This window comes from Ruegeria sp. CG8 (genome assembly GCF_056537165.1).
This window is the reverse complement of sequence record NZ_JBQFRA010000003.1, coordinates 183,776-205,334: the sequence shown is the minus strand read 5'-3', so window position 1 is coordinate 205,334 and position 21,559 is coordinate 183,776. Positions and strand designations below refer to the sequence as shown.

The following is a 21,559-nucleotide window of genomic DNA, read 5'->3' as shown; positions in this document are numbered from 1 at the left end:
GGCCGTTTCGGCGTTCACAGGCTATGCGGGCTTGTTTTTCTTGCCCCACGCGTCGTGCGCGATAAGCGCGGCCTCGACCCGGTTCCGCGCGTGCAGCTTGGACAGGATCGCCGTCATATAGTGTTTCACGGTCTTTTCCTGAAGATCCAGTTCCACGGCGATCTCGCGATTGCTCAAACCCTTGGCCACGCGCCTGAGTATCTCCTCTTCGCGATGCGTGAGATCATCCAGGACATCGCTGCTGTTCGCAGGGCTTGCGTCGTTGTTGATCTGAAGCAGTACCCGCGAAGCCAGCCCCGGCGAAACGAACCCCTCCCCCGCGGCGATGCTGCGCAGGGAGGCGGTCAGTTCGCTCGCGGTTACGCCTTTGACAATGTATCCAATCGCTCCGGCCTCGAGTGCATCGGCAACATCGCTGCTGTTCTCCGAAACCGTCAGAATCGCGATGCAGGGCGGTTTTTCCATTGCTGCGATCCTGCGTGTCGCGTTGATCCCACCGCCGGGCATCGAGAGATCGAGAATTGCGATGTCGGGCTGGTGCTGTGCGACAAGCGCAACCGCTTCGTCGGCGCTGGATCCGGCCGCGAGAACTTCGAACCCTTCTGCCTCATCCAAGGTCCGCCGCAGCCCATCCCGGAAAATCGGATGATCATCTGCTATGACAAGTGTCTTGGTCATGGTGAGCTCGTTTTGTTGGGAAACAGGGTCATTTCGACGGTGGTGCCCTGGCCGGGACTGGACGAGACCTGAAACCTGCCGCCGATACTCTCGACCCGATCGCGCAGCCCCAGCAGCCCCTGGCCGCCATCATCGCGCAGAACAGTACCGTCCAAAGGATCAAAGCCGGGTCCATCGTCCTTGACCTGAATGACAATGCAATCTTCGCGAACATGGCAGGTGACGCTGCAGCGGGACTGCGGAGCATATCGCGCAGTATTCGACAGTGTCTCCTGAAGAAAACGAAAAACGCACAGTTTGTCAGACACCGACAAATTCGGCATGTCACCGCCATGAAACGAGATTTCAGGCCGCAACGGGCTGTGCTCCGCGTGGTCCTCGACCGCTCTTTTCACGACATCAATCAAGGTCAGGTTGTCGATATCGGGCGCAGACAGCCCCCGGGACAGCGCGCGGATTTCGGTCAAGGACTTCTGCAGCGACTGCTGGATTTCCTCGGCCTCCTTGGGTTTTGGGGATCTGTCCGAAAACGCGGCCTCCAACCGAAGGGCGGCAAGTGAAAGGTACTGCGCCGGGCCGTCATGAAGTTCGGCGCCGAGTTTCTTCAGAAAACGGTCCGTCTGCGCGGCATACCGACCCGAGGCCTCGACCACCCGCGACCGCAGCATCGCATTCTGCGCCGCCATCCTTTCGCTTTCCGCCAGCCGTTTCTTCAATAGCCGCGCCTGCCGCCGGATGGTGTTGTCCCCGATCGCAACGATGCAAAACAGAACAACCGTGCTTGCCAGAAAGGCGGAACCGACCACCATCCAGCTTGTGCGCCTGGCTTTTGCCAGATCCATCTCCAATTGATCGGCCCTTTCATAGAACTCGGCCACGGCAATGATTTCACCGGACCACAGTTCACGAATGGGGCTGTAGACCTCGAGCAGCGGTATCCCCAAGGCCGCTTCGGCAGCGCTTTCATCGTGATCCAGTTCCTCGAACGAGCCCGAGATTTCGCCGATCCAGGCACGCTGAAGGTCGCCCGTCGGCTCGAAGCGGTTACCGATGATGTTTGTGTCCGAGGCGTGTACGACCACACCACCCTGCTTCCAGAACTTGTATGATACGATACGATCGCGCATCGGCTGGGTCATGAATATCTCGTCCAGCGCCCGCCTCGCCTGCTCGGACAGGCGGTCACCCAACGCCAGTTCCTGGCTGAGAGGTGAGACGATGCTTTCCATATACAGCGCCGCCGAATTGGCCGAGTTCTGCACGACCGCATTCTGGATTCGATTTGAAACCCATACACCGACGATCGCGGTTGCAGATCCCATCACAAGGATGCTTGCCGCAAGAAAAACTCGCGACAACGACCAATTCCCAATCGTCAGCTCAGCAACTTTCGTCCTCATCGTGGTCCTGACTATGACCCACAATCGAAAACCGCACCACAGACCTTGGTCTGACATGATCCAGATGTTCGCCCCAGCAAGCCCCGCCCGCAGCCCCAGAAGCACACCCCGGTTTGCAATGCCTTTTACGACTTGAAAAACACCCCGCACCCCGCAAGCATTGACACAACCGTTACCCCTATGGTTGAGCGTCGGTTGACCGGCGTTTCTGCGAAAATCTAATAGTTCAAAGGATTTTGATGCGCGCCGCCGTATTTTTCTTGTCGATCGTCTTTTTGGTTTTTTCCGGATCCGCTCAGGCTCAGAGCATCATTCCGCTTGCCCAGAAGGGCGGGCTGCACGCGGCATATGTGGTTCCAGTGGACACCTTCGACCGCGTGGATGTTCAGTTGATCGTTCTTTCGGGGTCGTATGACGACCCGGACCCGTCCGGCACAGCCCATCTGACCGAGCATCTCGCCGCGTTCTCGGCCGACGCCACCATTCTCAGAAAACCGCGTGAACGCGACATCTACGCCACCACGCACAATGTCGCGACCGTTTACACGAATTCCGGGCTGCCATCCGAGGCGGAGATGTTGTTGCGGCTTTCCCGGGCCGTTCTGGACACGCCATCCGTATCCAGGAAATTTGCGGAGAGCGAAGTCGCTATCGTCCAGCGGGAAACCTTGCTGCGTGAACGGCAATATCCGTTTCGCTGGCTCAGCCGAATGGCACTTCAAAACCTCTACGGCACCTTGCGCGGCCGGGCAGACAACACCGTCGAGGATCTGCCCAAGCTGAGCCTCGAGAAGGCCTATCAGTTTCACAAGGAACACTATGTGCCGTCCAACGTGACGTTGATTGTCTCCGGAAACATTGAACCAGCCCGGGCCGAAGAACTGGTGGCGCGGGTGTTTGGCGATACCGAACCATCTGACGCTCCGAAAAAACCGTGGTTGGATCAAAAGCCGGATCCCGAGAAACAGTCCGTCGTGCGCCTGCAGTCGGATCGGTTGCAACGCGACACCGTGCTGTTCGCAAAATTCGTGGAATTCGAAGACCGCTCCACGAGCATCGACATGCAAGGCGCGTTCTTCATCGCAAGCGGGATCCTGAACGAACGGATCGCCAAGGTTCTACGCCACGAGGACACGCGGATACTCAACCATGGCGTCAACTGGTATTTTGCGAAGAATGCCGATGTTGAACTGGTGATCGACCTGCAACTCATGCCCGGCTTCAGCGTGGATGAAGCCAAGGATCTGCTGACCGAAACCTTGGCTGGCTTGCTGGACGAGCCGATCAGCAAATACGAAATTCATCAGCTCCGTCAAAAGGAGGTGGTCTGGTCCCAGAACATGGCCCGCCGTCCTTCGGCCTTTCTGTGGTTTCTGCAGAACGTCGCCGCCGACGGATTCCCGCCCATCAGCCCGTCGGTCTTTGCCGAAACGCTGAGCAACACCACAGATCAGGAAGTTATCGATTTTGCGGAAAAAATCTTGCAGCCCTCGGCGACATCTTTCGTTCTTGCAGAGAAAGCCGACTGACATGCGCGTTTTCAAGGGCCGGCTTCTCGCAGTTCTCTTTGCGGCGCTTACCTTGCTGCCGGGTGAGCGGGCACAGGCGGAACTGATTGCGACTGCAGGCGAAACGAAACTGGTCGAGCTCTCTCCGCTTGAGAACGGCACGTCCGCACTGACCCTGGTGTGGACGATTGACCACCCGACGCTGGACCGCACTGCCGCCATGTCCGCCGCCATTGCGAGCGTGGTGACAGGCGGGACCTCGACCCGCTCATCCTACGAAGTCAGTTCGTTCCTGAAGCTGAAAGGTGTCGAACAGAAAATCGGCAGAAGCGGCAAGAACCTGACGCTCACCGTCTCGGCGCCAAGCGACGTCTTCCCGGAAGTCCTGGTGCACCTCGAGAACGTATTGCTCGAACCCCGATACACACCAGACTGGTACGCACGAGAGCTTGAGACGTCTCGCCCAGTTATCTCGACCAGAACCAGACAGCCGTCGGATGTGTTGAACGAGATTACCAATTATCTGGAATTCGACCCTGCCGCCACGGACGAAGAAACCCTTGAAACCGACTTTCAGTTCGGACGACCTGCTCAGGTCATCCTCAGATCAGAGGAAGAAGAGGTAACGCGCCGCACCGTCCGATTGATCAATTCGCTGCCGGGCGCGCGGTTCCGGCTGGGGCGCGCCCTGAGCAAATGGGCCGAAGGGTGGACGGGCGCGAACGGGGCGTCCTTTGCCCTGCCCAAAGGTATCGTGCATCTCGCCGATCCCGACGCATCCGAAATGTTGATCCTGCTTGCCAATGCAAAGGCGTTTTCGAACGCACAGGACCAAGTTGGCTCGAACCTTCTTGTTGACTACATCGGCGCCAATCAGGGCTCGGAGATGTTTCGGGTCATCCGCCAGTCCATGCGTGCATCTTACGATCCACGTTCGGACTTTGTGGTCGTGGGCAAGAACAAGGCCGTGATCGCGCTGAGCGCGACCGTCGAAGCCAGCGCATGGCCCGAGGTCCACGGCAAGATCATGGAAATCTATCAAGGCGTCCGCAACGGAGGCGTTGTCCCGGAAAGTCTGGAAATCCAGAAAGATCGGTTGGACCGCACCTACTATCACAGATTCTTCACAGACCCTGACTGGGGCGCGCGCCAGTTTCTGGACGAACATCCTGACGGCGTAGAAGGCGAAATCACCCTTCCACTGTTTGAGGCATTCCGGACAGTCTCGACCGAAGAGACGATTGAGAACGCCGATACGCTGTTGCCCCCGGTTGAGGAGTTCCTGGTGATCTTGATCGGAGGAGGTGTTTCCCCGTCGGCCGACATGCGGTCGGACGGGTACTGTGCCCTGCCCAAAGGCGCACCGATCAGGGATTGCCTTAACAAGCTGTCAAACGCGGAATACTGACTGTCCGCGGGCCATTGCTGCGGTGCTTCAAAGACCAGATGATCCCCGCGATACATCGTCTCGAAGGTACCGTGGGATTGACCCTTTGGGATTGTCTGTCGGTCACGTAAGCTTGGACTTGCCTGTCGCGCAGCAAGGAGAACGCTATGCGTGTTCTTGAGATACTATCTTTGGTTGGTCTGTGTTTGGTGTTGGTATCGCCACTTCCCGGAAGTGCGGCCCCAACGGCAGCAGAGTGCAATGGTGCGGGAGGAAAAACCGTCACGATCAAGGGAAAGACCGCTTGCGCGTTCGCGGGCGGAGCATGCCCAGAGGGGTGGCGCTCATACGATTCCTACCGAAAATGGCAGCCGAAAACCTGCGGTGGAGCGCAATGCACTGGGAATACCAAATGCACGACGAGCCGAGGCTGGTCCAAAACCGCACCAGAATGCAGATTTGAGAGAGGCAGAAACTCTCAGGGCGACTGCACCAAAAGAAGTGTATGCACAGCAAACAGGATCGCCAGGACTGCATGTACGAAGTAAGCGCGCCATCGCGGTTGAGCGGTGAAACCGAACCCGAAACCCGACTCGCGCTGAGTTGCTGGCGACCCCGGCAGGATTCGAACCTGCAACCTGCCCCTTAGGAGGGGGCTGCTCTATCCAGTTGAGCCACGGGGCCGCGCGGCGCCTTCTGTAGCCGGGTTTTTTCGGCTTGTCATGACCTTTGCACAACAGTTGAACAGATTGCCCTGTTCGCGCTAGCATCGGGGAAACAACAATGCAGGTATCCCCGGTGACAACAGAAACGAAACGCCCGCTTACTCTCCGTGATGTCTCCGAAGCGTCCGGTGTGTCGGAAATGACGGTCAGCCGGGTCCTGCGCAATCGGGGCGATGTGTCGGACGCGACCCGCACCCGGGTTCTGGCCGCCGCGAAAGAGCTGGGATACGTGCCCAACAAGATCGCTGGCGCACTGGCCTCGAGCCGGGTGAACCTGGTGGCGGTGATCATCCCGTCGCTGTCGAACATGGTCTTCCCAGAGGTGCTGACCGGCATCAACCAGGTGCTTGAGGATACCGAGCTGCAGCCCGTGGTCGGCGTCACCGACTATCTGCCGGAAAAAGAGGAAAAGGTCCTGTACGAGATGCTGTCGTGGCGGCCTTCCGGCGTGATCATCGCCGGGCTGGAACACACCGAGGCCGCGCGGGCCATGCTGGATTCGGCGGGCATTCCGGTGGTCGAGATAATGGATACGGACGGCAAGCCTGTGGACGCGATGGTGGGCATTTCGCACCGCCGGGCCGGGCGCGAGATGGCGCAAGCAATCCTGAAGGCCGGGTATCAGCATATCGGCTTCATGGGCACCAAGATGCCGCTGGACCACCGCGCGCGCAAACGGTTCGAGGGCTTCACCGAAGTTTTAGGCAAGCACGGGATCGAGATCGAGGACCGAGAGTTCTATTCCGGCGGTTCGGCCCTGGCCAAGGGGCGCGAGATGACCAAAGCCATGCTAGAACGCTCCCCAGAGTTGGATTTCCTGTATTATTCCAACGACATGATCGGCGCGGGCGGGCTGCTGTACCTGCTTGAGCAGGGTATCGACGTGCCCGGACAGATCGGCCTTGCGGGATTCAACAACGTCGAACTGCTGCAGGGTCTGCCGCGCAAGCTGGCCACCATGGACGCCTGCCGGCTTGAAATCGGTCGCAAAGCGGCGGAAATCATCGCCGCCCAACTGGCCGACCCGAATACCGAGATCGAAACACGCATAACCTTGACCCCCAAGATCAGCTATGGCGACACGCTCAAGCGGCGCTGAACGGGGCAAGCTGCGACAACTCGACAATCGAACCGCCCGTGCGTTGTTCATGGACCGTCACGCGCTGGCGGAACAGCCCGCAGGTCCGGCCAAAGGGCCCGATCTGCTGCATCTGATCCACCGGCTGGGTTTCGTGCAGCTCGACAGCATCAACACCGTGGCGCGCGCCCATGACATGATCCTGTTCTCGCGCCGCCCGTCTTATCGGCCGAACGACCTCAAGCGCCTGTACGAGCGCGACCGCGGCCTGTTCGAACACTGGACCCACGACGCCGCCGTGATCCCGATGGCGTTCTACCCGCATTGGCACCTGCGCTTCCAGCGCGACGCCGAGATGCTGCGGACCCGCTGGCGCAACTGGCGGCGCGACGGGTTCGAACAGCAGTTCGAGCCCGTTCTGCGACACATTCGCGACCATGGCCCGGTGTGCTCGGCCGATCTGGGACAGGATGAGAAAAAGGGCTCGGGCGGCTGGTGGGATTGGCACCCCTCGAAAACGGCGTTGGAATACCTGTGGCGCTCGGGCGCGCTGACGGTGGTGGGGCGCCGAGGGTTTCAAAAACAATACGACCTGACCGAGCGTGTGATCGACACCCATCTCTGCCCCGGCATGATGGAGTGCGACCATCAGGCGACGGTGGACTGGCTGTGCCACGCGGCGCTCGATCGGTTGGGCTTTGCCACCTCGGGCGAACTGGCCGCGTTTTGGGACACGGTCACCGCTGCCGAGGCGAAAGAGTGGTGCAAACAGGCTCTGACACGGGGGGATTTGCAGGAAATCGAAGTGGAATGCGCTGATGGTCGAATGCGCCGCGTGTTTGCGCGACCCGGCTTGGCGGACCAGGCTGCCGACCCTGCCCCCGCGCCGGGGCGTATCCGTGTGCTCAGCCCGTTCGACCCCATGCTGCGCGACCGAAACCGCGCCCAGCGCCTGTTCGGCTTCCACTATCGGATCGAGGTCTTCGTGCCCGAGGCCAAGCGCACCTATGGCTATTACGTCTTTCCGCTTCTCGAGAAAGACCTCCTGATCGGGCGGATCGACATGAAGGCCCATCGCGACGAAGGCACCTTGCGGGTCCGCGCCCTTTGGCCCGAGCGTGGGGTCCGGTGGTCGGACGCCCGCACCCGGCGGCTCGAAGCCGAGCTGGACCGGGTGCGCCGTTTTGCCGGGCTGGAACAGGTCGCCTTTGCCGCAGACTGGCTGCGCGCGCCTGTTTGATCGGCTGAAAGCCCTTTCATAGGGACTATTCCGCCGGCCCGAGAGCCAGGCGGATGGGGTCCAACCCGTCGATACCGCCGGTCAGCACGTCTCCGGCGACGACCGGGCCGACACCGGCAGGCGTTCCGGTCAGGATCAGATCGCCGGGCCGCAGGTGATAGAACCGGGACAGGTGCATGACGATCTCGTCGATCTTCCAGATCAGTTCGGACAGGGTGGCGTCCTGCCGGACCTCACCGTTCACGCTCAGATGGATGCGGATGTCATCGGTCGGCGCCCAATCGGCGGCGCGGGTCAGCGGCGCGAACACCGCGCCATTTTCCACATCCTTGCCCAGATCCCAGGGGCGCTGCTTGTTGCGCTCGCGGATCTGCAGGTCGCGCCGGGTCATGTCCAGCGCGCAGCAATATCCGAACACGGCATCCCAAGCCTGCTGCGACGTCGCCTGAAACACCGGGCGACCAATGGCCAGAGCCAGTTCCATTTCGTGATGATAATTCTCGGTGCCCGGCGGGTAAGGCACGGTTTGCCCGGTCAGAATGGCATTCTGCGGGGACTTGGTGAAATAGAACGGCGCCTCGCGGTCAACCTCGTTTCCCATCTCGGCCGCATGGGCGGCATAGTTCCGTCCCACGCAGAAGATGCGCCCCACCGGATAGGTGTTGGCCTCTCCAACTACTGGTATCTGCACCACATCCGGCAGGGAAAACAGAGATTTGGCCATATTGCATCCTTTCCTTCATATTGCCGCGCAGACTAAAGGAGACACTCCGCTGTTCAACCCGGCAAACACGCCGATTATTGCCGGCCCGCCTGTACGTTTCGGCGCGAAGTTGCCAAGGCCGCGGACCTGGGCGCAAACCAGTTTCATCCGCGCAGACTATCCGTCTTTATTCTAGGGAAACTTGGGACCGCCCTGTTTAATAAACCGCACAGGCCGCGCATCATGAACGGAAATATCGGGCAGATATTCGAAGGCAGCGCAACAGGCCCACTGGCCGCGTCACCTTATTGCGACTTGGTTTCGCGGTCAGGTGCGCTAGATTTTCTTTCAGGCGGTCGGCGCGCCCAGCCAATCAAGCTTTGTTCATCAGCGTGCCACCGTCACGAATACCAAGGAAAAATTACGGTTTCGGAGAACCGCCGCTCTGGCCTCATCCCCCTGGGTGCTTGGGCTGCGCTGTCGGGGTGCAATTTGGGCACCTCACATTCTCCGATTCAGGGCCGGAGCCCTTCAACACAGGGATTCTTCGGCCCCGGGCCAGGCAAATAACTTCAGACACCGTCTGGCCACCCCGCCGGAGTCGACCCCTAGTTTCTCCGGCGGGGTTCTCCGATCCGCACAGCCGGTGCGATTTTCTTTATTAGAGCCTGAGTTTGGATCGAACGGCCGCCACGGTCCCACCTCACAGCGCCATCGTCGTCCGGAATTTGATTGACCTGCCCGCCTGCATCGCCATCACTTGCGCGCGAAAGATGCGAAGGCGGAAGGCAAGGCAGATGAGATGGGATGAATTCTCGGAATGGGGCAAACGCATTTCCGAGTGGACGCAGCATTATCACCAAACCGTCGGCCAGCACCCGGTGCGCGCCCGGACCGAGCCCGGCGAGGTGCTGAACGCGCTTCCCGCGACGGCGCCGGAGCAAGGCGAACCGATAGAAGGGATTTTTCAAGACTTCGAACGGATCGTGATGCCGGGCATCACCCACTGGCAGCATCCGCGCTTCTTCGCCTATTTCAACTCGAACGCCTCGGCGCCCTCGGTACTGGCCGAGTTTCTGGCCAGCGCGATCGCGCCGCAATGCATGCTGTGGCAGACCTCGCCCGCGGCGACCGAGATGGAAACCCGGATGATGGACTGGCTGCGGCAGGCGCTGGACCTGCCCGAAGGCTTTGCCGGTGTGATCCAGGATTCAGCCTCGTCGGCCACGCTGGCCGCCGTTCTGACCATGCGGGAAAAGGCGCTGAACTGGCAGGGCAACCGTCAGGGCCTGTTTGGGCAGACACCCTTGCGCGTCTATTGCTCGTCCGAGGTACACACATCGGTTGACCGCGCCATCTGGGTGGCCGGGATCGGGCAGGACAACCTGGTGCGCGTCCCGTTCAAGGGTGACTGGCGCGGCATTGACCCGGCAGCGCTCGAGGCCGCGATCCGGGCCGATCTGGACGCCGGCCTTCACCCCGCGGGGGTGATCCTGTGCGTCGGCGGCACCGGAACCGGCGCGACCGATCCGGTGGATGCGTGCCTGAAAGTCGCGAAGAAATATGGGCTGCACACGCATGTGGATGCAGCCTGGGCCGGGTCGGCGATGATCTGCCTCGAATACCGCCACTATTGGCCGGGGATCGACCAGGCCGACAGCATCGTTTTCAACCCGCATAAATGGTTGGGGGTTCAGTTCGACTGCTGCGCGCATTTCCTGAAAAACCCCGACGATCTGGTGCAGACGCTGGCGATCAGCCCCGAATATCTGAAAACCCATGGTCAGGACGGGATCATCAATTATTCGGAATGGTCCGTGCCTCTGGGCCGCCGGTTCCGGGCGCTGAAACTGTGGTTCGTGATCCGCGCCTACGGGCTGGAAGGCTTGCGCGCGCGGCTGCGCAACCACGTCAACTGGTCGCGCGACCTGCATGACCGGCTGGCGGTCGAGCCGGATTTCCGAATCGTCACCCCGCCCATGTGGTCTCTGTGGACCTTCCGATATGAGCCACCCGGCGCCGCGGATCTGGACGACCTGAACCTGCGGCTGGTCAACGCCATCAACGATGACGGGCGCATCTATCTGACCCAGACCCGAGTCGATGGCAACATCGTCATCCGCTTTCAGGCCGGCCAGTTCGAAACCAGCGAGGAGGACGTCCGGATGGCCTTTGACGTGATCACCCAAATCGCCCGCACCTTGCCCACACCCCCGCAGGAGGATCGCTGATGCCCGCCCCCAAAAACCGCTTCAAACAGGCTCTGACAAAGGGCGAAATGCAGATCGGCTGCTGGATGAGCTTTGCCGAAGCCATCACCGCGGAAATCATGGGAACCGCCGGCTTTGACTGGCTGGTGATCGATGGCGAACATGCGCCGAATGACATCCGTTCGATCCGCGATCAGCTGATTGCGCTGGCCAACAGCCCTTCGCACGCGGTGGTGCGGCTGCCGGTCGGCGAGACCTGGATGATCAAGACCGTGCTGGACGCCGGCGCCCAGACCATTCTGGTACCGATGGTCGAAAGCGCGGATCAGGCACGCGAACTGGTTCGGGCCTGCCAGTACCCGCCCAGAGGTGTGCGGGGTGTTGGGGCCGCCGCAACACGGGCGACAATGTACGGCACGATCCCCGATTACGTGGCCACGGCCGACCCCGAGATCTGTTTGCTGGTTCAGGTGGAAAACCTTGCGGGCATGGCCGCACTGGACGACATCCTGCAGGTCGAGGGCGTGGACGGCGTGTTCATCGGCCCGGCCGATCTGTCCACCGACATGGGTTGCAAAGGCGACAGCACGGTGCCAGAGGTCCGCACCACCATCGCCGATGCTTTGAAGCTGATCCGGGCAGCAGGCAAGGCGCCCGGTATTCTGGGCACCAATGATGAAGCGGTTCAAGCGTATCGGGACATGGGCGCGCAGTTCCTGGCGGTCGGTATCGACGTCATGCTGCTGGCTCAGGCCGCCCGCGGGCTGGCCGCGAAATGGCGTTCCTGAGGGCGGCTCACCCCTGCATTGCGGCGGCGGCCTGCGCATAGCCGCCCGATGCACCATCGACGAAATGTACGTGATCGTCGCGCGTGGCGGCGGGCACGAAGCAGGTCATCATCGCCTCTTGCTGGGAATGGATGCCATATCTGATTTTGCCGCGTCCGCGCGCATCCTCAAGGGTCCGGGCGATGCGCGACAGGGTCTCGTCGTCGCAATCCAGCGTCATCTTCAACCCGTCATCAAATTTGCGGAAATCCGCATTTCGGCTGACCATGTTCTTGTAGTGGCCCGGCTCAAACTCGCCCAGTCGCTTGCCCGATTTGAACAGCAGCCAGATCAGCAGGTTCTGCACAAGCAGCGCGGCCTTGCGCACGGCCAGATTGCGTCCAGCGCGCGAGACATGGGCATCCAGTGCAAGCCCCGGAGGTGGCCACTTGATCGGAGGGCCGCCGGCCGGCACGGGATGGCCCGCGCGCTCCAGAGCCTCGGATGCGGACAGAACTGATTGCGCCAGATCAGCAAAATCGCGTTCTGTCGCCTGCGCAGTGGGCTGGATGACAAGTGAAACGATCTGCCCATGCCGCGCAGGGCTGTTGGACCAGCGGCAGGACAGTCCCGTCAGGTCGGGCTGTGCGTCGGACCCGGCGGTCGGAACCTCGTACCGGCCAGCCTTCATCTGCGCCTCGGTCCAAGCCAGTCCGCCACCGGTGAACATGGCGTAATCTACCCCCGAGGACGGCGCATAGCGCGCCACCCGCAAGTCGTGCCCTTCCGCACGCAGGTCGGACACGGGCACCAGGGCCGCACGCAGGGCGATGTCGAACTCGGTTTTCGCCCAGCTGCGCAGCGCGGCCAAGGTGTCGCGCGCCATGTCCGCATCGTCCTTCGGAATGGCAAATCCGGCGCCGTCACCGCCAAAAACATAAGGAAAAACCCGCCCGCTCAGCGCGTTGATCATGCCTGAGATCACCGCCGCGCCCACCATGTTCACCGTCTTGTAGCGCCCACGCGCGATTTCGCCGGTCGAATCCACGATATCGGCGACGCCCACGATCCAGTCATCCGGGACCGGGGTGAATTGTTCAGGATCCGACAGGGCAAGAAAGTCGCGTGTAATGGGTACGCGGTCATAGAATCCGATATCGGCGGTCTTCATTGTCCCTCCCGTTTGCTTGCCGCAATGATAGCGTAGTGCGGGGGCGTTTCCCGATACTGCAACATATCACACGCGCTTGTGCATGGCATCGGGACGTGTCAAGCATCCCACCAAGGCGGACGGCAAGGAGACCGACATGCAGGCAGGTTTGGTGATCTTGTGTCTGGCCTATGTCCTGAGCCAGTTCTTCCGCGCGTTCCTTGCGGTTCTGACTGCCGATCTGGCGCGAGACATCGGCGCCACGCCCGAAGATCTGGCCTGGGCCTCGGGTCTGTGGTTTCTGGTCTTTGCGGCGATGCAGATCCCGGTGGGCTGGGCGCTGGACCGGGTTGGCCCCCGGCAGACGGCGGCGGTTCTGCTACTGATCGGCGGCGCGGGTGGGGCCGCGGTGTTCGCGCTGGCCGCGACGCCCCTGCATGTGGCGGTGGCGATGGCGTTGATCGGGGTCGGATGTTCGCCGGTTCTGATGGCCTCGTATTTCATCTTTGCCCGCGAATACCCGCCCGCGAAGTTCGCTACCCTGGCCGCTGTTATGCTGGGCGTGGGGTCGGTCGGCAACCTCGTGGCCTCGTACCCCACGGCGCTGGCGGTCGAGTTGATGGGCTGGCGCGCGACTCTGGCGGGGCTGGCCGCGATCTCAGGCGCCGTGGCAGTGGGCATCTGGGTCACGGTCAAAGACCCCTCGCGGGTTGTGTCCGAGCAGAAAGGGTCGGTTTTGGACCTGCTGCGCGAACCTGCGCTTTGGGCGATTTTGCCGTTGATGCTGGTGGCCTATGCACCCTCGGCCGCGCTGCGGGGGTTGTGGGCCGGCCCCTATCTGCTGGACGTGTTCGGGCTAAGCGCCACCCAGATCGGGCAGGCCACGCTGGTCATGGGCGCCGCGATGATCGCGGGCACCTTTGCCTATGGGCCGCTGGACCGGCTGCTGAACACCCGAAAATGGGTGATCTTCGGCGGCAACGCGCTGGCGGTGCTGGCGCTGGGGCTGCTGGGGCTGTGGGTCGCCGAGGCCGTCTGGCTGTCGGTACTACTGATGGCGCTGATCGGGTTTCTGGGGGCATCCTTCCCGGTGATCATGGCGCATGGGCGCGCCTTCATCCCGGCGCATCTGGTGGGGCGCGGCGTGACCCTGCTGAACCTGTTTGGGATCGGCGGCGTGGGGCTGGCGCAATTCGCCACCGGCCGCATCCATGCGGCGACGGTGGACATGGGGCCAACCGCACCCTACACAGCGATATTCGCCTTCTTTGCCGTCACGCTGACGATCGGCTGCGTGATCTACCTGTTCAGCCGTGACAGCATGGAGTGAGACCCGCAGGAGCGCGCGCCGTGAACGACCCCGTTGTTATTGCCCCAAACCTCAAACGCCGCCTGTCCGGCGTGACCGCCACGATCGCGCGGCTGGTGCCGTTGCAGGCACAGTGGATCGACATCGCAGCCACCGGCCCGGGCCTGCCTTCGGACATCCCGCACATCCCGCTGGGCCGCCTGCCCTTTCTGTCGCGCAAGACGCTGCGGGTCTGGCACGCCCGCCGCAACACCGAGATGCTGCTGGGCCTGATCCTGCGCGACCTGCTGCGGCTGCGGCTGAAACTGCTGTTCACCAGCGCCTCGCAGCGGGCGCACACGGGCTATACCAAGTGGCTGATCGGCAAGATGGACGCGGTGGTGGCGACCTCGCGCAAGACGGCCGGATACCTCGAGCGCGACGCGCAGGTGATCATGCACGGCATCAACCTGCAGGATTTCACCCCACCCGCCGACAAGGCGGGGCTGCGGACGCAAATGGGCCTGCCCGACGGGCTGCTGCTGGGCTGCTACGGCCGCATCCGCCACCAGAAAGGCACCGACGCCTTCGTCGATGCGATGATCGACCTGTGCGGGCAGGTCCCCGACGTACATGGCATCGTCATGGGCCGCGCGACCGAGAAACACAGCGCTTTCCTGACCGAACTGAAGGACAAGGTGGCCCAAGCCGGCCTGTCCGACCGCATCCTGTTCAAGCCCGAGGTCACCGTGGACAAGATTGCCCAATGGTACCAGGCGCTGGATCTGTTCATCGCCCCCCAACGCTGGGAGGGGTTCGGACTGACCCCCCTCGAAGCGATGGCCTGCGGTGTGCCGGTGGTGGCCACCGATGTGGGCGCATTCTCCGAGATCGTGACCGACCCGACGCTGGGTCGGGTGGTGCCTCCGGGCGACATTCCGGCGCTGGCCGCGGCCGCGGCCGAGATGCTGGCGGACCGTGATTCCCTGGCCCGCGCAGGCCGGGCCGCCCGCGCCCATGTGGAACGGAATTTCGACATCAACGGCGAGGCGCAGGCCCTTGTTGCGCTCTATCAGCAGCTGCTGAAGGCCTGAGTCGCCGCAAAACTGCGTCATTCGGTCAATTCCGCCGCGAAGGCCCTTTTTTATTTTCTGCAACGCGGCTATGAACGCGCGTCCTTAATTCAGGAGACTAGACATGGGCTATCGCGTCGTTGTCGTCGGCGCCACGGGTAACGTGGGCCGCGAAATGCTGAACATCCTGGCTGAACGCCAGTTCCCCGTGGACGAAATTGCCGTTCTGGCAAGCCGTCGTTCGCTGGGCACCGAAGTCAGCTTTGGCGACAAGACACTCAAGACCCAGGATCTGGACACTTTCGATTTCACCGGCTGGGACATGGCGCTGTTCGCCGTGGGGTCCGCCGCGACCAAGGATTACGCCCCCAAAGCGGCAGCGGCCGGCTGCGTGGTGATCGACAACTCGTCGCTCTATCGCTACGACCCCGAGATCCCGCTGATCGTGCCCGAGTGCAACCCGCAGGCGATCCACGACTACAAGAACAAAAACATCATCGCCAACCCCAACTGCTCGACCGCGCAGATGGTAGTGGCGCTGAAGCCGCTGCATGACCGCGCCAAGATCAAGCGCGTCGTGGTCTCGACCTATCAGTCGGTGTCGGGCGCCGGCAAGGAAGGCATGGACGAGCTGTGGGATCAAACCAAGGCCGTCTACAACCCGATCAACGAGGTCGCCCCGAAGAAATTCCAGAAGCAGATCGCCTTCAACGTCATTCCGCATATCGACGTCTTCATGGAAGACGGCTCGACCAAGGAAGAGTGGAAGATGGTCGTCGAGACCAAGAAGATCGTCGACCCGTCGATCAAGGTCACCGCGACCTGTGTGCGGGTGCCGGTTTTTGTCGGACATTCGGAATCGGTGAACATCGAGTTCGAGGAATTCCTGGACGAGGACGAGGCCCGTGACATCCTGCGCGAAGCTCCGGGCGTGATGGTGATCGACAAGCGCGAGGCCGGTGGCTATGTCACGCCGGTTGAATGCGTAGGCGATTTCGCCACCTTCATCAGCCGGATCCGTCAGGACTCAACCGTGGAAAACGGCCTGAACCTGTGGTGCGTCGCGGACAACCTGCGCAAAGGCGCGGCTCTGAACGCGGTTCAGATCGCCGAGCTGCTGGGCCGCGAGGTCCTGAAGAAGGGCTGATAGCCGGACCAGACTGAAATCTTAAAACCCCGCAGCATGGGCTGCGGGGTTTTCATTTTTTGGCAATGCGAGAAGGAAGGCGCGCCAGGCATCACCGCAGGTTCTGCCCAAGCAAAAGTAAATTCGCCAGGTGAATAGCTATTATTCACATAATCAATTTTTCATATTTCACAGCTGCTGGTATTTTTCCGCCCATTGAAGGCGCCTTCGTTTCAATCTCAGCCGAGGGGAAACGAGCCATGATTGACCAAACAGAGCCTGACCTGTCGCAGGAACCGGGGTTCGACACCGCGCGATCCCACCAGCTCTGGAACCGCTGAGTAGGCCGATGTTTTTCTGGCCTTCGGTGCTCGACGCCGCACTGCCAGACGGTTCGGGCCGGGTTGGGCAGCATGGTTCGGATGCCCGCGTCAGAACACACCTTTTCCGGCAAACCCAGTTTTCCACGCCCCGTGCGGCTCATCGAATATTCAAAGGAGACCGTTATGACCAGATTGCCCATCTTTTTTCTGACCACCGCAGCCATATTTGCCGTTTTGGGCATGTTGTGGGGAATCCAGATGTCGGCCAGCCATGATCACACGCTGTCGCCAGCACATGGCCACCTGAACCTGATCGGGTTCGTTGCGCTGGCAGTGTTCGGATTCTACTACGCTCTGACCCCCGAGGCGGCGCGCAGCGGTCTGGCGAAACTCCACTATGGGCTGTCCGTGGCAACGGTTCTGGTGCTCGTTCCCGGGATCGTGCTGGCAATTACCGAAAGGGGCGAAACCCTTGCCCAGATCGGATCGCTTCTGGCGGTTCTGACCATGGTCCTGTTCGTGTTCATCCTGCTGCTTCACGGTTTCGGAGCGATAGACGCGGACAACCGCAGGCCGGTGGCCGGCAACCCCAACCCAGCCGAATGAACAAGACCGCCCCGCCTGCGCGAGGCGGGGCTTCGCTTCACGGAACGATTGTTTATCCCGGGGTGTACCAGATCGGCGACGTATAGGCCCGTTCGGTCGTGATCATCGGAACATAGTCCGGCATCTCGATCCCGAACCGTTTGGCCTCGTAGGCGGTCCAGCGGGGGGTCGGGATCTCGATCACACGGGCATAGTAGAACGCAGACAGGTTGGGGTCGAAATCCGGATCCTGCCACGTGGTGATCAACTCACTTGCCCCGATGGTGTTGGTCCACGTGGCGTTTTCGACATCGACGGTGTTGCCGACTTCGGGCAGCTTGCCGTTCTCGTCCAGCTGGCGATCGCCGGCCCAGACGACGTTGTAGACTTTCTCCTGCAAGGCCCCGTCAGCATCGACCCAGCCCTTGACGATCTGGATGCGATCCAGGTTGCCGGAAATCGGGTCCTTCAATGCAAAAACAAGGAAATTCGGAGCCCGTCCATCGGGAGACGCCTGCAGGTTGCCCCCCATCGGTACGCCTTTTTTGTAGCCGGCATCCGCAGGAACACGGCTTGCGGCATCCTCATCGGTGAAGTCATAACCGCCGAAAAACCGAACCCCCATACGCGACCCCGTGGTCGCGTAGGTCTCCCTGCGCTGCATCGCGTCAAAGATCGCCTCGCGGGTGTTTTCCGTCGCCCAGACCGCACCCAATCCACCAGCGGCCTGTTTCCAGCCATAGATCGACAGCTCTGGGTCGGGTGCTTCGATTACTAGGTGTTCCCAACGGTTCGGCCCGGGCTCGACCCCGGAATGTTTGCCGAAAAAGTTGTCTTCCTGCGCCGTTGCCATACCGGTATGCGAATCCGTCGCGCCGACCATCCCGAACTTGAACGGGTTAACACCCAGCTCCTGTTCGATCTTGAGCCCGCGCTTCAAAGCCTCGCGCGCGTATTCACCGGCCAGCATCTCGGGTTGCTTCAACTCGGTTCCGTTCAGATTGGCCGCGTCCCATGTGTCGAAATCTGCGAACTCGTCATCGGGGCTGAGGAACGGATGCGCCTCACCGTCGCCCTTGATCTGCGTCGGTTCGTACAGCGGCTCGAACCGGGCGCGCAGGCTTGCGATCTCCTGGGTCAGTGCGGATCCATCGTAGGCGTTCAGAGAGAACATCCGCCCGTTCGACAGGTTGCCGTTGTGCGCGATGGCGAGGACCTCGCCGCCTGTCCTTTCCTCATATTCGGCCAGAAAGGCCCACAGGTCCTCGGGGTTCTTGCTGTCGTATTGCGAGAACGGGCGGGTCTGGTTGGCCCGGTCGCGCCCATCGCGGAACAGCACGTTCCGGTGCAGGTTGTTGGCGCCCTCGGTTGTGTATTCATAACCGATGATGGCTGAAAAGACTCCCGGCTCGTTGAAGCTGTCCGCAAGGGCCGTGTACGCCTCCCACGCATGCTTGATGGCCTTCGGGTTGTCGATGGGCGGGACGTCATCCGACAACGAGGCGACGATCTCCATTGCCGTGTCAAACGCAAGCTGGCTGTCACCCGCCGTCAGCGCCTCGTACCAGGCCTTGCCCTGGGGTGTCGCCAGAACCTCGGCGTCTCCGGCCAGCAGTTGCGGCATCAGCCCGTACATCTCGGCATGGTCCGAGACGACCAGCCAATCAAGCGGACGGGACAGCTTGGCCCGAAGGCCGTGGGTTGTCGTGACCTCTTCGCCGCGGGCAAAGCGAAACGCCTGTTCCTGGGTCAGCCGGGTCATCGTGCCGGCGTCAACCGAAACCGAAGTATGCAGATGCGAGTCTCCCCACAGCGGCCGTTGGGGAAAGTTCCGCCCCGCATAGGGAGAGAAATCATCAGGCGCCAATACGACGTCCGTGCTGTCCTGCTCGGTCTGGAATTCCTGCGCGGACACGGATGTGGCGGTCAGCGCGGCCAGACAGGCCAATGTCCACAAGGGACGTTGTGAAACGATTGCGAAAGACTTGGTCATAAAATCCCTCCCAGGTGTGTCATTTCCATTCGGTTGGTTCCGGAAATGACGGCAGCCTATCACGGATTTGGATATTCGAATAAAATTTACTATCGGCACAACCCGGACCTCGCGCTGCAGTGGTTCAGCGCGCGGGCGGCAGACCAATGCAGGGCTGAGGAATCACTCTCCGTTCGAGTCTCTCTGGGCCAGGTCGGCGTTCTGTTGAAGTTGGCTGCAGGTACGGTCATTCGCAGGGACCGCCGCTGAGCCAGAGCCGGCTGGCCCACTAGGTTCGTCCCCGAACAGGAACCATCCACCGGTGCGGCACCCAAGTTCGCGCGAACCTTCTTTCGAGAGATGGCGACCATCCCGATAGTATGCCGTCGTGCCGTCGCTGGCGCGGCACATGCCGTCAGCATCGCAGAGTATCCGATCCAGCCAGACGACTTTGTGGCGGCCCTCGAGCTGGTGCAGCATCTCAGCAACCTCAAGAAGCTCCGGCTGTATGTCCGCGAACGAATAGTCGCACAGATCCGGGTCAGCGCCTCGGAGTTCTGCATTCACCGCGCAATAGCCCAGGTTTTGGCCATTCGAGGGGGGCGGAGACACAACGATCAGGGTTTTACCGGCAGACACAAGCCGTTCGAGCGTTTTTTCCAGGTTCCGCAGAACCGTGCTCTGCGGGCCTTCGGGGTCCATTGCACCGTCAACGGCGGCGAGTCCGCCGGGCTCGAACAGGTAGTAGAACGGCGATGAGACGATGACATAGTCAATGCTGTCGGTCGAAGTGACATAATCCAGCACCTGGTCGCTGAAATCCAGACAGGCTTGCGGGGATTCTCCGGTCCGGCCGCGATCGGCAAAGGCGATACCGGCGATCGGCGCGCAGAGCGACTTGGTCAGCTGGACGACCCCAAGCTCGGGATAGGCCGCGGTCAGGCCGACCACCAGATGCATGGCGAAACTGTCCCCCCAAACCGCAACCTTGGGAGACTCGGAAGTCGCACAGCTGTCCGGCACCGGCATCCGACCGTTGCATTCATTGCTCAAACCGCGGTTCGGAGCCAGGCTTTCGGTCAGCCTTGGCAGATCGAGATCGCGCAGCGCCTTGCGATCGGGCGCGCCATCGGTTGCGAAGATCAACACCCCGACCGAGAACACCAAAGCCGATATCGCGGCGCTTCCGATGAAGATCCCCCGGCGGCTGAACAGACCTTCCCTGCGACGGCGAAAGGGTTGCTCGACGAAGCGCCATGTCAAGGCGGAGAGCACAAAGGCCAGCACAACAAGGCTGGCGATGGTCAGCGGCGTTGGGGCCGGAACACTCCGGATCTTGGCAAAGACCAACAAAGGGTAGTGCCACAGATAAAGGCTGTAGCTGATCAGGCCGATCCAGACCATGATCCGAGACGACAACAGCGCCCCCACCGGGTCCCGTTGGCTGGCGAAAAGGATGACCAGAACGGTTCCCAGAACAGGCACGGCCGTAAGGATTGACGGGTGCGGCGTGTACCGGTCGAACATCACGTAAGACACCAGCAGCCCGGCCATGCCCAGCAGGGGCAGCACAGTCGAGAAACGCCCCTTGTCCTGCCGCGGAACGAAGGCGCATATCGCGCCGGCCAAAAGCTCCCACGCGCGGGTATAGATGAGGTAGAACCCTGCCCTCGGTTCGTTTTCCGATGTCCACTGCGCCAGCAACAGACTAGCCAAAAGCAACACCGTCAGGCCAATGATGCAGGTCCGGGTCCCTCGTCGAAACAGAAACAGCAGCAGTAGCGGAAACAGCAGGTAGAACTGTTCTTCCACCGCAAGGCTCCAGGTGTGGAGGAGCGGATGCATGTCGAATTCATCCGCGAAATAGTCCTTGTTCCGGAAGAAGAAGACGTTCGACAGGAAAACCGCGACGGATGACAGGCTTCGCGAATAGACCCTGAGATCGGCCGGCAGCATCCAGATCCACGCCAGGCAGGTCGTCACGGCCAGAACCACAAAAAGGGCCGGAAGAATCCGCCTGGCTCGCCTTTCGTAGAAATCAACGATGGACAACCGTCCGCGTTGAATATCCCCGATCAGAAGCGACGTGATCAAGTAGCCGCTGATGACGAAGAAGACATCAACACCCAGAAACCCACCGGACAGCCATGACAATCCGGCGTGGTAGAAGACCACTGGCAACACGGCAATTGCCCGAAGGCCGTCAATTTCCCTTCTGTAGGCGATGCTCAATACGGCCAACCTCAAGATGCTGGCTGAAATGCTAGCGCCCGTCCGGGTTGCCATCAACGATGTTTGTCAGTCAGCCCGCTCTGAAGGAAAATGTGTGGTTTTGCGAACAGGGGT

The 21,559-nt window shown here is 61.3% G+C and carries 17 protein-coding genes and 1 tRNA gene; 10 read left to right on the top strand and 8 right to left on the bottom strand.

The window, feature by feature from the left end; genetic code table 11:
- Positions 1–21 precede the first annotated feature (21 nt).
- Positions 22–678 carry a response regulator gene (locus tag ACR0EF_RS11110; RefSeq protein ID WP_093963999.1) on the bottom strand — a complete coding sequence of 219 codons (657 nt, stop codon included), beginning with the start codon at positions 676–678 and terminating at the stop codon, positions 22–24.
- A complete protein-coding gene (locus ACR0EF_RS11105) occupies positions 675–2,000 on the bottom strand; it encodes a sensor histidine kinase (RefSeq protein ID WP_170373187.1) in 1,326 nt (441 codons plus the stop codon). The genes ACR0EF_RS11110 and ACR0EF_RS11105 overlap by 4 nt, the downstream gene beginning before the upstream one ends.
- Before the next feature lie 338 nt (positions 2,001–2,338).
- On the opposite strand from ACR0EF_RS11105, the gene ACR0EF_RS11100 reads away from it, so the two are divergent.
- Positions 2,339–3,607, top strand: a complete 1,269-nt coding sequence (locus ACR0EF_RS11100; RefSeq protein ID WP_254438880.1) for a M16 family metallopeptidase — start codon at positions 2,339–2,341, stop codon at positions 3,605–3,607.
- Between the two features lies 1 nt (position 3,608).
- On the top strand, positions 3,609–4,994 hold the full coding sequence (locus ACR0EF_RS11095) for a peptidase M16 family protein (RefSeq protein WP_217354745.1): 1,386 nt from the start codon (positions 3,609–3,611) through the stop codon (positions 4,992–4,994).
- Between the two features lie 586 nt (positions 4,995–5,580).
- Here the strand turns inward: ACR0EF_RS11095 and ACR0EF_RS11090 are convergent.
- Positions 5,581–5,657 (bottom strand) — tRNA-Arg (locus ACR0EF_RS11090).
- 114 nt (positions 5,658–5,771) lie between these two features.
- On the opposite strand from ACR0EF_RS11090, the gene ACR0EF_RS11085 reads away from it, so the two are divergent.
- Both ACR0EF_RS11085 and ACR0EF_RS11080 read left to right on the top strand, forming a co-directional pair.
- Positions 5,772–6,797 carry a LacI family DNA-binding transcriptional regulator gene (locus tag ACR0EF_RS11085; RefSeq protein ID WP_170342776.1) on the top strand — a complete coding sequence of 342 codons (1,026 nt, stop codon included), beginning with the start codon at positions 5,772–5,774 and terminating at the stop codon, positions 6,795–6,797.
- Complete coding sequence (locus ACR0EF_RS11080) at positions 6,772–8,016, top strand: winged helix-turn-helix domain-containing protein (RefSeq protein WP_170373185.1); 1,245 nt, start codon at positions 6,772–6,774, stop codon at positions 8,014–8,016. Before ACR0EF_RS11085 ends, ACR0EF_RS11080 begins: the two co-directional genes overlap by 26 nt.
- Positions 8,017–8,041: 25 nt before the next feature.
- Here the strand turns inward: ACR0EF_RS11080 and ACR0EF_RS11075 are convergent, their stop codons facing one another.
- Positions 8,042–8,740, bottom strand: coding sequence for a fumarylacetoacetate hydrolase family protein (locus ACR0EF_RS11075; protein ID WP_170373184.1), 699 nt, complete (start codon positions 8,738–8,740; stop codon positions 8,042–8,044).
- Between the two features lie 776 nt (positions 8,741–9,516).
- Here ACR0EF_RS11075 and ACR0EF_RS11070 point away from each other — a divergent pair.
- Together ACR0EF_RS11070 and ACR0EF_RS11065 are read left to right on the top strand one after the other, a co-directional pair.
- A complete protein-coding gene (locus tag ACR0EF_RS11070) occupies positions 9,517–10,950 on the top strand; it encodes a pyridoxal phosphate-dependent decarboxylase family protein (protein WP_170373183.1) in 1,434 nt (477 codons plus the stop codon).
- Positions 10,950–11,717: an HpcH/HpaI aldolase family protein gene (locus tag ACR0EF_RS11065; RefSeq protein ID WP_170373182.1), complete on the top strand. Its 768-nt coding sequence runs from the start codon at positions 10,950–10,952 to the stop codon at positions 11,715–11,717. Before ACR0EF_RS11070 ends, ACR0EF_RS11065 begins: the two co-directional genes overlap by 1 nt.
- Positions 11,718–11,724: 7 nt before the next feature.
- Here the strand turns inward: ACR0EF_RS11065 and ACR0EF_RS11060 are convergent, their stop codons facing one another.
- On the bottom strand, positions 11,725–12,867 hold the full coding sequence (locus tag ACR0EF_RS11060; protein ID WP_170373181.1) for a DUF3095 domain-containing protein: 1,143 nt from the start codon (positions 12,865–12,867) through the stop codon (positions 11,725–11,727).
- Positions 12,868–13,003: 136 nt separating this feature from the next.
- On the opposite strand from ACR0EF_RS11060, the gene ACR0EF_RS11055 reads away from it, so the two are divergent.
- The 3 genes from ACR0EF_RS11055 to ACR0EF_RS11045 all read left to right on the top strand — a co-directional run bounded on the left by ACR0EF_RS11055 (position 13,004) and on the right by ACR0EF_RS11045 (position 16,354).
- Entirely contained in the window at positions 13,004–14,176 is a 1,173-nt protein-coding gene (locus tag ACR0EF_RS11055) for an MFS transporter (protein WP_170365966.1), read from the top strand.
- Between the two features lie 20 nt (positions 14,177–14,196).
- Positions 14,197–15,228, top strand: a complete 1,032-nt coding sequence (locus ACR0EF_RS11050; RefSeq protein WP_170370352.1) for a glycosyltransferase family 4 protein — start codon at positions 14,197–14,199, stop codon at positions 15,226–15,228.
- 103 nt (positions 15,229–15,331) lie between these two features.
- Positions 15,332–16,354 (top strand): aspartate-semialdehyde dehydrogenase, encoded by a 1,023-nt coding sequence (locus tag ACR0EF_RS11045; protein ID WP_170373180.1) that lies wholly within the window; start codon positions 15,332–15,334, stop codon positions 16,352–16,354.
- Between the two features lie 145 nt (positions 16,355–16,499).
- On the opposite strand, the gene ACR0EF_RS11040 is transcribed toward ACR0EF_RS11045, so the two are convergent.
- Positions 16,500–16,856 (bottom strand): hypothetical protein, encoded by a 357-nt coding sequence (locus ACR0EF_RS11040; protein WP_170361202.1) that lies wholly within the window; start codon positions 16,854–16,856, stop codon positions 16,500–16,502.
- On the opposite strand from ACR0EF_RS11040, the gene ACR0EF_RS11035 reads away from it, so the two are divergent.
- Positions 16,840–17,262 (top strand): hypothetical protein, encoded by a 423-nt coding sequence (locus ACR0EF_RS11035; RefSeq protein WP_170370353.1) that lies wholly within the window; start codon positions 16,840–16,842, stop codon positions 17,260–17,262. The two genes, ACR0EF_RS11040 and ACR0EF_RS11035, sit on opposite strands and share 17 nt — an antisense overlap.
- Before the next feature lie 52 nt (positions 17,263–17,314).
- On the opposite strand, the gene ACR0EF_RS11030 is transcribed toward ACR0EF_RS11035, so the two are convergent.
- Both ACR0EF_RS11030 and ACR0EF_RS11025 read right to left on the bottom strand, forming a co-directional pair.
- Entirely contained in the window at positions 17,315–19,234 is a 1,920-nt protein-coding gene (locus tag ACR0EF_RS11030; RefSeq protein ID WP_170370354.1) for a DUF3604 domain-containing protein, read from the bottom strand.
- A gap of 162 nt (positions 19,235–19,396) precedes the next feature.
- Complete coding sequence (locus tag ACR0EF_RS11025; protein WP_170373179.1) at positions 19,397–21,445, bottom strand: acyltransferase family protein; 2,049 nt, start codon at positions 21,443–21,445, stop codon at positions 19,397–19,399.
- Between the last annotated feature and the right edge of the window lie 114 nt (positions 21,446–21,559).